11 protein-coding genes are annotated in these 11,909 nt (G+C 68.2%); 3 read left to right on the top strand and 8 right to left on the bottom strand.

Annotated elements, in window-relative coordinates:
* Positions 1–14: 14 nt before the first annotated feature.
* A complete protein-coding gene (locus RAN53_RS13150; RefSeq protein ID WP_305797268.1) occupies positions 15–2,732 on the bottom strand; it encodes a cation-translocating P-type ATPase in 2,718 nt (905 codons plus the stop codon).
* A 428-nt stretch (positions 2,733–3,160) separates the two neighbouring features.
* On the opposite strand from RAN53_RS13150, the gene rluF reads away from it, so the two are divergent.
* Both rluF and RAN53_RS13140 read left to right on the top strand, forming a co-directional pair.
* Complete coding sequence (gene rluF / locus RAN53_RS13145) at positions 3,161–4,264, top strand: 23S rRNA pseudouridine(2604) synthase RluF (RefSeq protein WP_305797267.1); 1,104 nt, start codon at positions 3,161–3,163, stop codon at positions 4,262–4,264.
* Positions 4,265–4,293: 29 nt separating this feature from the next.
* Positions 4,294–4,899: a DUF938 domain-containing protein gene (locus RAN53_RS13140; RefSeq protein WP_305797266.1), complete on the top strand. Its 606-nt coding sequence runs from the start codon at positions 4,294–4,296 to the stop codon at positions 4,897–4,899.
* Positions 4,900–5,039: 140 nt separating this feature from the next.
* Here RAN53_RS13140 and RAN53_RS13135 read toward each other — a convergent pair whose 3' ends face one another.
* The 6 genes from RAN53_RS13135 to nfo form a co-directional block, all read right to left on the bottom strand.
* Positions 5,040–5,252 carry a hypothetical protein gene (locus tag RAN53_RS13135; RefSeq protein WP_305797265.1) on the bottom strand — a complete coding sequence of 71 codons (213 nt, stop codon included), beginning with the start codon at positions 5,250–5,252 and terminating at the stop codon, positions 5,040–5,042.
* A 72-nt stretch (positions 5,253–5,324) separates the two neighbouring features.
* Positions 5,325–6,584: a TRAP transporter large permease gene (locus tag RAN53_RS13130; protein WP_305797264.1), complete on the bottom strand. Its 1,260-nt coding sequence runs from the start codon at positions 6,582–6,584 to the stop codon at positions 5,325–5,327.
* A complete protein-coding gene (locus RAN53_RS13125) occupies positions 6,581–7,108 on the bottom strand; it encodes a TRAP transporter small permease (protein WP_305797263.1) in 528 nt (175 codons plus the stop codon). The genes RAN53_RS13130 and RAN53_RS13125 overlap by 4 nt, the downstream gene beginning before the upstream one ends.
* Entirely contained in the window at positions 7,109–8,104 is a 996-nt protein-coding gene (locus tag RAN53_RS13120) for a TRAP transporter substrate-binding protein (RefSeq protein WP_305797262.1), read from the bottom strand.
* Between the two features lie 184 nt (positions 8,105–8,288).
* Positions 8,289–8,792, bottom strand: coding sequence for a GNAT family N-acetyltransferase (locus tag RAN53_RS13115; protein ID WP_305797261.1), 504 nt, complete (start codon positions 8,790–8,792; stop codon positions 8,289–8,291).
* Positions 8,789–9,637 carry a deoxyribonuclease IV gene (nfo, locus tag RAN53_RS13110; protein WP_305797260.1) on the bottom strand — a complete coding sequence of 283 codons (849 nt, stop codon included), beginning with the start codon at positions 9,635–9,637 and terminating at the stop codon, positions 8,789–8,791. Before nfo ends, RAN53_RS13115 begins: the two co-directional genes overlap by 4 nt.
* A 177-nt stretch (positions 9,638–9,814) precedes the next feature.
* On the opposite strand from nfo, the gene RAN53_RS13105 reads away from it, so the two are divergent.
* A complete protein-coding gene (locus tag RAN53_RS13105; protein ID WP_305797259.1) occupies positions 9,815–10,282 on the top strand; it encodes a hypothetical protein in 468 nt (155 codons plus the stop codon).
* Positions 10,283–10,360: 78 nt separating this feature from the next.
* Here the strand turns inward: RAN53_RS13105 and RAN53_RS13100 are convergent, their stop codons facing one another.
* The gene (locus RAN53_RS13100; protein ID WP_305797258.1) at positions 10,361–11,326 is read right to left on the bottom strand and encodes a zinc metalloprotease HtpX; all 966 of its coding nucleotides are present in this window, start codon (positions 11,324–11,326) and stop codon (positions 10,361–10,363) included.
* Between the last annotated feature and the right edge of the window lie 583 nt (positions 11,327–11,909).

Genomic DNA, 11,909 nt, shown 5'->3' with positions numbered 1-11,909 from the left:
TTGACGCCGCGGGGTCAGCGTCGCCGCCGCCGCACCCACTTCTCCCCCTCGACCACCAGGTAGATGGCCACGCTCACCAGCAGGATCGCCAGCCAGTGAGGGGCTTCGAGCCCTTCACCGCCGAACACCAGCTGCATGAACGGCAGGTAGGTCCAGCCCAGCTGCAGCAGGGCCACGGCGGCGATGGAGCCCCATATCGGCTTGCTGCCGAAGATCCCCTGGAGGGAGAGGGTGCTGGCGGTGAGGAAGCGGCTGTTGATCAGGTAGGCGGCACTGCCCGCCACCAGCATGTTCACCGCGCCGGCCCGGGCGAGCTCGATGCTGCCGCCCTGGGCGTTGAGTATCCAGGAGAAGACCCCGAACACGCCGAGCAGCAGCAGCATCGAGACGAAGCCCACCCGCCACAGCAGGAAGAGGTCGAGCAGGGCGGCGTCGGGGTCCCGGGGCCGACGACGCATCAGGTCACCCTCGCCCTTCTCGAAGGCCAGTGCCAGGCCCAGGGTCACCGCCACCACCATGTTGACCCACAGCGCCTGGACCGGGGTCACCGGCAGCTGGCTGCCGGCCAGCACGGCGAGCAGGATCGCCAGCCCCTGGGCACCGTTGGTGGGCAGCAGGTAGGTGATGGTCTTGCGGATGTTGTCGTAGACCTTGCGACCCTCGCGGATGGCGCCGACGATGGTGGCGAAGTTGTCGTCGGCGAGCACCATCTCCGCGGCCTCCTTGGCGGCCTCGGTGCCCTGGATGCCCATGGCCACGCCGACATCGGCGCGCTTCAGCGCCGGGCCATCGTTGACCCCGTCGCCGGTCATGGCACAGATGCCGCCGTGGGACTGCATCGCCTGCACCAGGCGCAGCTTGTGTTCCGGCGCCGCCCGGGCGAAGACGTCCACCTCGAGGATCACTTCGCGTAGCTCGGCGTCGGACATCGCCTCGATCTCGCGGCCGCTGATGGCGCGTTCGGTGTGCGCAAAGCCCAGCTGGCGGGCGATGGCCAGGGCGGTCACAGCGTGGTCGCCGGTGATCATCACCGGACGGATGCCGGCCGCGAGGCACTCCCGGACGGCCGCGATGGCCTCGTCCCGGGGCGGGTCGAGCAGGCCCACCAGTCCCAGCAGCACCAGACCATCCTCGGCGTGGTGATCCTCGAGCGCCTCAACGTCATGGAGGGGCTTCTCGGCCAGCGCGAGCACCCGCAGCCCCTGCCCGGAGAGGGCATGGATGCGCGCGCCCCACTCGGCGTGATCGAGTTCGCTGTCCTCGCCATCCTCCCGGCGCACCCGGTGGCACATCTCCAGCAGGCGGTCCGGGGCCCCCTTGACCAGCAGGCGGTGCCTGCCGTCGACCTCGTGGAGGGTGGCCATGTACTTGCGTTCGGACTCGAAGGGGATGGCGTCCTGGCGGTCGTGGTCGCTACGCAGGGTGCGTGCCTGAAGGCCTGCCTTGGCGGCGGCTACCACCAGCGCGCCCTCGGTAGGATCGCCGTGGATCTTCCAGTGGCCCTCCTCGCGGGCCAGTTCGGCGTCGTTGCACAGCACGCCTACCTTGAGGAAGTGACGCAGGGCATGCTGGTCATCGAGATCCAGCGCCGCCGCCTGGGGCTCGCCGTCGGCATCCACCGCGTGAAAGTCGCCCGCGGGGGCGAAGCCGGTGCCGTCGATGCGGATCTCGCCCTGGGGCAGCCAGATCGCCTGGGCGGTCATCTCGTTGCGGGTCAGGGTGCCGGTCTTGTCGGAGAAGATGGTGGAGATGGAGCCGAGGGTCTCCACCGCCGGCAGGCGGCGGATGATGGCGTTGCGGCGGGCCATGGCCTGCACCCCCAGCGCCAGGCCGATGGTGACGATGGCCGGCATGCCCTCGGGGATCGCCGCCACCGCCAGGCCCACCGCGGCCATGAACATGTCGCCGACGGGCTGGCCGTGGACCAGCACGCCGAAGGCCGCGGTGAGGATGGCGATCACCAGGATGATCAGCGCCAGCACGCGACCGGCGCGATCGATCTGGCGCAGCAGCGGGGTCTTGAGCTGCTCGACGCTGCGCAACATCTCGGAGATGCGCCCCAGCTCGGTGCGTGTGCCGGTCTCCACCACCAGGCCCCGGGCGGTACCCTGGACCACGATGGTGCCGGCGTAGGCCATCCCGGTGCGGTCGCCCAGGTCGGTGTCCTCCGCCACCGGGGCGGTATCCTTGTCCACCGCGGTGGACTCGCCGGTCAGGGAGGCCTCCTCGGTGCGCAGCCGCCTGGCCTCCAGCAGGCGCAGGTCCGCCGGCACCCGGTCACCGCTCTCCACCATCACCACGTCACCCGGCACCAGCGCCTCGGCGGGGATCGTCTGGCGCTTGCCGTCGCGCAGCACCTTGGCCTGGGGGGAGAGCATGTCACGAATGCTCTCCAGTGCCTGCTCGGCCTTGCCCTCCTGGATGAAGCCGATCAGGGCGATGATCAGCACCACGCCCAGGATGGCGATCGCATCGACGCCATGGCCCAGCCCGAGGCTCGCCACCGCGGCGCCGATCAGTACCAGCATCAGGACATTGTTGAGCTGCTCGAGCAGGCGCTTCCACCAGGGGCGGGCCTCGGCCTGCTGCAGCTGGTTGGGGCCGAAGCGCGCCAGCCGCGAGCGGGCCTCGGCGGCGGGCAGGCCGTTGCCGTCGGCCTCGAGACGTTCCAGGGCTTCCTGTTCTGGCTGGGCGTGCCAGGCGATGGCCTTCCGGGCGTGGGGTTCGGACATCCTGTGACCTCCGGCAGCGGGCGTGGTGAGCCTGTGGTGGTGAGGCTCTAGATGTAACACAGCCGATGCTGCAGTGCAGTGATCCCGGGCAAGGTTCAGCGGCAAGTCGCTGAAATCACGCTGCGCGCCTCGGTGAGCAAGGCCAGCGCGGTGATCAGGGCCCAGGGCAATCGCAGTTAGCCATGCGGTGACAGCGAAAGGCGCCGGGGACAGGTCGGAGAGGGGGTCCGAGGACCAGGGATGGCCGAGGTAGCCTACAAGGACGTACTCGTAGCGCCCCCTCGTAGGCCTGTCGCCGGGTCAGCCTTGAGCAATGCTGCCATCTGCGGTAGCGCTGGATCAGGGCCCAGGTCGGTCGAGGCCCGGGCCTGCAGTTGCTAGAATGGGCGCCCGTTGTTATCAGCCCACCTCCCTGCGGATACCACCCCATGGCCCAGACCCTCTCGAAGCGAATCAACAAGTACATCAGCGAAAGCGGCATGTGCTCGCGGCGCGAGGCCGACCGCTATATCGAGCAGGGCAGTGTGCTGATCGATGGCCGTCGCGCCACCCCCGGCGACCGGGTCGTCCCCGGCAGCGTCGTGAAGGTCAATGGCCGGGTCGTCGAGCCCCTGGCGCTGGAGGAGGAGGACCTGGTGTTTATCGCGCTGAACAAGCCGGTGGGCATCGTCAGCACCACGGATCCCGTTGAGAAGGCCAATATCGTCGATTTCGTCGGGCACGGCACGCGCATCTTCCCCATCGGCCGGCTGGACAAGGACTCCCAGGGGCTGATCTTCCTGACCAATAACGGCGACCTGGTCAACCGTATCCTGCGGGCCAGCAACCAGCACGAGAAGGAGTATCGGGTCACCGTCAACAAGCCGATCACCGACGACTTCATCGCCGGCATGGGCGGTGGCGTGCCGATCCTCGGTGAGGTCACCAAGAAGTGCCGGGTGGTCAGGGAGTCCCGCTTCGACTTCAACATCACCCTGGTGCAGGGGCTGAACCGCCAGATTCGCCGCATGTGCGAGGTGTTCGGCTATGAGGTGGTGAAGCTGGAGCGCATCCGCATTATGAACGTCTCGCTCAAGGGACTGGCCACCGGCGACTGGCGCGACCTGACGCCGACCGAGGTGTCGACGATCCTGACCATGACCGAGCACTCAAGCTCCGAGGCCGACCAGCCCGACCGCCGCTCGGCGCGGCGCAAGGCAGGCAAGGGCGCCGGGGGCGGTGCCGGCAAGCCGGGAAGCAAGGCGGGGGGCGGGCAGCGGAATTCGCCTCGCCGTGGCGTTGATGGCAAGCCCGGCGCTGGAAAGCCCGCCGGTGGAAAGCCCGCCGGTGGAAAGCCCGCGAGGCGCAAGCCGGCGGATAAGGGCGCGGTGCCCGGCAAGAGCCTGGCGGGAAAAAAGGCGGGGGCCAAGAATCTGGGAGGAAAGAGCCCGGGAGGCAAGAAGCCGGGGGCCAAGCCCAAGGGCGGGCGCCCCTCGGGCGCGCGTGCCAAGGCTGTCGCCCCGGGCGGCAAGCCCCGCGGCCGCAAGAGGTAGCGTTTCGTTTCATATCCCGAGGCACCAACATGACCGACTCACGCCGTTATTCCCCGGCGGCGGCGCGCAACCGCCAGCCGATTCTCGAGGCGCTTCGGGCAGCACTGCCCGAACGTGCGCGAGTGCTGGAGCTTGCCAGCGGTAGCGGCGAGCATGCCGTGCACTGTGCCGCCGCCATGCCGGGCTGGATGTGGCAGCCCAGCGACCCGACGCCTGAAGCGCTGGCTTCCATTGCCGCCTGGCGTGAACAGGCGGGCCTGGCCAACCTGGCCGAGCCGCTGCGCCTCGATGCCACCGCCGTCGACAGCTGGCCGGCGGGGCCCTTCGAGGCGATCGTTGCCATCAACCTGATGCATATCGCGCCCTGGGCGGTGAGCGAGGCCCTGATGGCCCGTGCCGGTGAGCGGCTCGTCCGCGGCGGCGTGCTCTACCTCTATGGGCCCTATCGTCGCGGCGGAGAGCACACCTCGGCGAGCAACGCCGCCTTCGACGCCGACCTGCGACGCCGTGATCCGCGCTGGGGCGTGCGTGACCTCGAGCAGGTAGTGGCCGAAGCCGAACATCACGGGCTTCGCCTCGAGGGCACGGTCGAGATGCCTGCCAACAATCTCAGCGTTCTGTTCGTCCGCGACTAGGCTCTGTCCGAAAACTGGCTGCGCTCGGCCATACGGCGTTAAAAATCGACTCAAAGTACTCATTTACAACCCGTAAACTCCGGTTTTTTCGCCGATTTTTGCCTTGCCTGACCTTCGTTCGCCGACTTTTCAGACAAAGCCTAGCGGGTCTCGGGTACCTCGCCGGGCTTACGGTAGCGAGGCGGGGCGTTCTCGCGCTCCTCCCGGGTCAGGGTCTCGTCCTCGGCGGGTACGCCCCAGACCGTCTCGCTCTCGCGGTCCGGGTAGGTGTAGGTGGTGCAGCCGGCGAGCAGTGCCAGGGTGACGGGGAGCGTCAGGCGAAGGGCGGCGAACGGCAGGCGAGTGGGGCGCATGGGATCTCTCCGGATGAGACGGTGAAGGGGGCCGGCCAGCGTCACCGCTGGCCGGCGAAGCGTCAAGGCCGCCTAACCGGACCAGCCGGCGAGGATCGGCACATAGACCACCAGCAGCAGCACCGTGATCAGCCCCAGCAGGTAGGGAATGATCGCCCGGGTAATGCGCTCCAGCGGCAGCCGGGTGACCGAGGAGGCCACGTAGAGGTTGATCGCCACCGGCGGGGTGATCATGCCGATGGCCAGCCCCACCACGATGATCAGCCCGAAGTGGATCGGGTCGATGCCCAGCTGGGTGACCAGCGGCAGCAGCACTGGGGTGAGGATGATCAGGGCGCTGGCGGTCTCGATGAACACGCCGGTGAGCAGGATCACCGCCACCACCAGCAGCATGATCACCAGCGGGTCGGTGGAGAGCGAGAGCACCGCCTGGGCGATGGCGCCGGGTACCTGCCAGCTGGAGAGGGTCCAGCTGAGCACCGCCGAGGTGGCAATCACCAGCATGATCACCGAGGTGGTGATGGCCGAGCGGATCAGGATGCGGTAGACGTCCCGGAGCGTCAGGTCGCGGTAGATGAACAGCGACACCAGCAGGGCGTAGTTGACCGCCACCACCGCCGCCTCGCTGGGGGTGAAGACCCCCGAGAAGATGCCGCCGAGGATGATCACCGGGGTCATCAGGCCCCAGCTGGCGCTCCTGAAGGTGCGCCAGATGGTGGCCGCCGAGAGGGCGGTGCCACGCGGGTAGTTGCGGCGGTAGGCCTGCACGATGGCGATGGCGGAGAGCCCGAGGCCCATGGCGATGCCCGGCAGGATGCCGCTCAGGAACAGCGACGATACCGACTGCTGGGCGATCACCGCATAGATGATCATCGGCACCGAGGGCGGGATCACCACCCCGATGGTGCCGCTGGCGGCGATCAGGCTGGCCGCCGAGGCGGGCTCGTAGCCCTTCTTGCGCAGCTCCGGTACCAGGCTCGAGCCCACCGCCGCGGTGGTGGCCGCCCCGGAGCCGGAGATGGCGGCGAAGAACATGCCGGCCCCCACCGAGACGATGGAGAGGCCGCCCTTGAGGAAGCCGAACAGCGAATCGGCGAAGGCCACCAGCTTCTCGCTCACCTTGCCCTGGGCCATCAGGTCGCCGGCGAGGATGAACATCGGCACCGCCACCAGGGCGAAGGAGTTGATGCCCTGGAACATCTGCTGGGTCACCACCATGGTCGGCACCCCCTGGGCATGCAGCGCCACCAGGGTGCTGGCGCCGATGGCCAGGGCGATGGGTACCCCCAGCAGCATGAAGACCAGGAACAGCACGAAGAGCAGGGCGGTCATGGCAGCTCCTCGTCGTCCACGGGCGGGCGCTCTTCACCGAGCGCCAGGCCGATGACGTCCACCAGGGCGTACCAGGCCATGATCGCCGCCGAGAGCGGGATCACCGCGTAGACCCAAGTCATGGAGATCCGCAGCGAGGCGGACTTCTGGAAGCTCTGTACCTGCATGTACTCCCAGCCGATGAAAACCAGGCCGAGCAGGAAGCCCAGCGCCACCAGCAGGGCGGCGATGCGTGCCAGGCGTCGGGGTAGCCCGGGCAGGGCGTCCACCACGAAGGTGACGGCGATGTGGCGGCTGCGGCGGAAGGCGAGGGTGGCGGCCAGGAAGGTGATCCAGACCAGCAGGAAGCGTGCCACCTCCTCGGTCCAGCCCACCGCGGTGAACAAGACCCGCGAGACGATCTGCAGGGTGATCACACCGATCAACGCCGCCATCGCCGTGAAGACCACGGGGGCGATGGCGGCGTCGAGGGTGCGCTCACTCCACCGCAGCGGTCGCAGCAGGGAATGGGCGGAGAAGGACACTTACTTCAGCGCCTCCTGGATGCGCGGCAGATAGTCGCCGAACTGCTCGCCGTACTGCTCGTAGACCGGTGCCACGGCCTCCTGGAAGGCGGCGATGTCGGGCTCCTCGACGATCTGCATCCCGGCGTCGCGCAGCTCGGCCAGCTGCTCGGCCTCCATCTCGGCGTTGACCCGGCGCTCGTGCTCGGCGGCCTCCTGGGCGGCCTGCTCGATCACGGACTGGGCGGCCTCCGGCAGCTGGTTCCACACTGGCATGCCCATCACGAAGATCGCCGGCGCATAGGTGTGGCGCGACAGGGTCATGTGATCCTGGGTCTCGTAGAGCTTGAACGAGTGGATGACGTTGACCGGGTTCTCCTGGCCGTCGATGGTGCCTTGCTGCATGGCGGTGAGCGCCTCGGTCCAGGCCATGGGCACCGCGTTGGCGCCGAGCTCGCGGAAGGTGTCGACGTAGACCGGGTTCTCCATCACGCGGATGCGCAGGCCGTCGATGTCCGCAGGCGTCTCCACGGCACGCTCGCTGTTGGTGAGGTTGCGGAAGCCGCGCTCGGCGTAGGCCAGGCCCTTGAGGTTCACCTCGGAGAGCCTGTCGAGCAGCTCCTGGCCGATCTCGCCGTCGAGCACCGCGTAGGCGGCCTCGGGGCTGGGGAAGAGGAAGGGCAGCTCGAACACCGCCATCTCCTCGAGGAAGTTGGCCACCGGACCGTTGGTGATCACGCCCATGTCCACGGTGCCGATCTGCATCCCCTCGAGCAGGGTGCGCTCGTCGCCCAGGCTGGCGTTGGGATAGAGCTCGATATCCACCTTGCCCTCGGTGCGTTCCTCCACCAGCTCCTCGAACTTCATGGCGGCGATATGGAAGCCGTCCTGCTCGTTGACCACGTGGGCCAGGCGCAGGGTGACGGGATCCATATCGGCGAAATCTGACGCGTTGGCAGCGGCCATCATGGCCAGTGAAATGCCCAGTGCCAGCGAGCTGCGTGCAAAGCCTTTCATTGTTGGTTTCCTTTTGGTGTCAGCGTGTTGCGAAGTCCAGCGTCCAAGAGCATGCACCGAGGCGGGCAAAGCGGTCAATCGATGCTGGCCGTGCCTCAGGGCTATCGAGGTTACCAGGCTTGCCCCCGGATCAGCCCCGACGATGAAAGCTATCTGCGATTGCCCTGCCCCGGGCCTGGGCGGCTTACAGCCGGCGGTACATCACATGGGCGTCCACCGCTCCGAGCGCCGGATGGCGGAAGGCGCCGGGCAGGGTGCCGCACACCGCGAAGCCGTGGGCCTGCCATAGCCGCACCGCCACCGCGTTGGTGGCCACCACCAGGTTGTACTGCATGGCGCTGAAGCCGAGCTCCCGGGCCAGGGCCAGGGAGTGCTCGCACATCAATCCCGCCACGCCACGGCCTCGCGCCTCGGGAGCGACGATATAGCCGCAGTTGGCGACATGGTCGCCGGGGCCGGCCTGGTTGGGCTTCATGTAATAGATGCCCAGCGGCCTGTCCGCCGCGTCCACCGCCACGCGAACCGCCCGCGGCAGCTCGATCCACATCCGGTGGGCCTCCTGTTCGCTGATGTCGCGGGGCACGGCATAGGTCTCGCCGGCCCGGAACACCGGCGCCAGCATCGCCCAGACCGCCGGCCAGTCGGCGGGTTCATAGGCGCGGAGGGTGATCCGTGATGAACCGCTCATGGGGCCTCCTGCTGGGCGCGCAGCCAGGCGATCTCCTCGGCCCAGATGGCGGGCTCGATGGTCTCCAGCACCAGCGGCATGTCGTCGGTGCGTGGATCCCGCATCAGGGCGGTGAAGCAGGCCGTGCCGATGTTGCCCCGGCCCAGGCTGTGGTGGCGGTCCACCCGGCTGCCGAGCTCGCTCTTGGCGTCGTTCAAGTGCATCCCCTTGAGGTAGTCGATGCCCACCACGGCGTCGAACTCGTCGAGCATGGCCAGGGTGGCTTCCCGGGTGCGCAGATCGTAGCCGGCGGCGAAGGCGTGGCAGGTGTCGAGGCACACGCCCACCCGCGACCTGTCGTCTACCTGCGCGATGATCTCGGCCAGCTGCTCGAAGCGCCAGCCGAGGTTGCTGCCCTGGCCGGCGGTGTTCTCGAGCACCGCGGTGACGCCTTGGGTCTCGGACAGCGCCTGGTTGATCGATTCGGCGATACGCGACAGGCAGTCGCTCTCGCCGATCTTGCGCAGGTGGCTGCCCGGGTGGAAGTTGAGGCGGTCGATGCCCAGCCGCTCGCAGCGCTGCATCTCATCGAGGAAGGCGGCCCGGGACTTGGCCAACCCTTCGGCCTCCGGATGCCCCAGGTTGATCAGGTAGCTGTCGTGGGGAAGGATCTGGCCGGGGCCGAAGCCGTGGCGCCGGCAGGCGTCGCGGAAGGCTTCGATCACCTCCTCGCCGAGCGGCTTGGCTCGCCACTGGCGCTGGTTCTTGGTGAAGAGCGCGAAGGCGTCGGCGCCGATCGCCACGGCGCGCTCGACCGCCTGATCGACGCCGCCGGCGGCGCTGACGTGGGCTCCGATGTACTTCATGCGGTGTCGTCCTGTGCTGTCTCGTGCGGTGTTCAAGGGTGGCGCATCACGGGAGTGTCGCCGATCCGGCCGTCGATCCCCAGCGTCGCTCCTGAGGGCCTGGGGCCGCCGTGACGGTGGACGTCACCCGAGGCGGTCCGCTAGGGTCAGGGGCCAACTCAATGATCAGGAGATCTCATGACCCTGCGCAAGTCCCTCGCCGTTTCCTCGTTGACCCTGGCGCTGGCCGTGCCGGCCTTCGCCCAGCAGATGCCTCAGGGGCAGCCGCCCAGCGCCGAGGACCAGGTGGCCCAGCTCGACCAGCTGGTCGAGCTGGACCAGGGCCAGGAGCAGGAGCTGGTGAGTCTGCTCAGCGATTCCCGCGAGCGCATCCAGTCGCTGCAGGCCGAGGCCCGCAGCGTGCAGATGCGCCTGCAGCAGAACGCCGGCCCGGAGTACGACGAGGCCGCCATCCGCCAGGATGCCGAACTGCTGGGCGACCTCACCGGCGAGATGACCGCCGAGAGCGTGCTGATGCAATCGCGCATGCAGGCGGCCCTGAGCCCGGCGCAGCGCGACGAGCTGGAGCGCCAGGTCGCCCAGCGCCAGCAGCAGATGCGCCAGATGCAGCAGCAGATGCAACAGCAGCAGGCGCCTGCACAGTAATCCCACTCGGCATAGCGTTCGCCTCGGCGGTCGACGGCGTATCCAGACGGCACCCCGCGGGGTGCCGTTTGCATGGGGTCAATGCCGCCGATTGCCGGGGCGTCCTAGCCAGTAGCGATGCCCCCGGCCCTCGGGTCGCGTCTCCACCAGCGGCTGGCTGGGTCGATAGGGGCGCGAGGAGGGCGGCCGGGGGCCCTGGCGCGAGGCCAGTGCCATCAGGCGCCGCACCCGCTCATCCGTCGGTGGGTGGGTCTGCAGGTAGTGCAGCCAGCCCGGTAGCTGCCGGCGGCCGAACAGGGTCGTCAGCCACATCCCGTTGCGGCGCTCCAGGGCCTCCAGGGCTTCGGCCAGGCCCTGGGGGTCCCGAGTCAATGCGGTGGCCTCCAGGTCGGCGGTAAACTCGCGGTTGCGTGACAGTGCCAGCTGCAACAGGGTGCTCGCCAGGGGAGCCAGGCCCACCACCATCAGCTCCAGCCAGGGCATGCGGATCTCGCCGGCCATGGCCATGGGCAGCATGGCGATCAGCGCCAGCTGGACCAGGAAGGCCCCCCATATCGTCAGTCGCGTCATGGTGGCGGCCATGGACATCACCCGAGTGTCGCCATGGCGCAGGTGGCTGACCTCATGGGCCAGCACCCCGGCCAGCTCGCGCAGCGACAGGCCGTGCAGCAAGCCTTCGGTGATGGCGATGCCACCGTCCCCGGCATCCCCCACGGCGAAGGCATTGAGGTCCGGCGACGGCACATAGAACAGCCAGGGTTGCTGGCTGAGCCCCGCCCGGCGATAGAGCAGGTCCATTACCCGGTAGAGCTGCGGCGCCTGGTGACGGTGCAGCACGCCGGCACCGGTGCGCGCCAGCACCAGCCGCGCCGGTACCCGGCCGCCGAGGTAGAGGGTCAGCATCACCAGGCCGAAGGCCCACAGCACCCCCGCGCTTCCGGCCAGCAACCAGGCCGGCACCGCCAGCAGCAGCGACATGCCGGCCAGGATCAGCAGGTGCTGAAGCGTGTTGTGCAGGCGCTGGGCGGTGAAGCGAGAGAGCATGGTCTCCTCCTGATGCCATCAGGTTACCGCGCCGGGTGCCCTGCGGGAACCGGCGTGTCGAGCCACGCGATGACGGCGTTTTGATACATTTTGTTACAGTCGCGCAAGAATTATGGAAAGCCTTACCAGATATTGCATACGCGGCCGTGATGGTTTTTTATTAGTCGGGTAAACAACACGGAGTCACACCATGTCACTGCCCATTCATGCCCCCGAAGTCATGGAATACCTGCTGCAGAAGGCCGAGTCCATCAAGGCCGCTCGCGAGGCGCTCGCCGCCTATGTCGACTGAGGCTCGTTGATCGAGTTTCCCCCCGGCCAGGGACGGCCACCCTCTATCGGCTCCCTTTTCGTTCTCCTGCTCTCTTTCTTTCCTTTCTCTGTCTTTCCGCTTCTCTGCCTTTCGCCTATCCCCCGTGTGCCGGCCCACCGCCTGGCCCAGGGCTATCGCCGATGGCAACATCGCTCAAGGCTTTCCCCGGCGCCTTTCGCTATCATCCTGTCGGTAACGGCGATGGCCCTACCGGCTGCTCCGAGTCACTTGCACCCACCGCGTCCCGCTGGCCCAATTGAGAAGCCCGCG

This window comes from Halomonas sp. SSL-5 (assembly GCF_030708455.1).
Classification (GTDB): domain Bacteria; phylum Pseudomonadota; class Gammaproteobacteria; order Pseudomonadales; family Halomonadaceae; genus Halomonas.
This window is presented reverse-complemented; position numbering and strand designations above follow the sequence as displayed.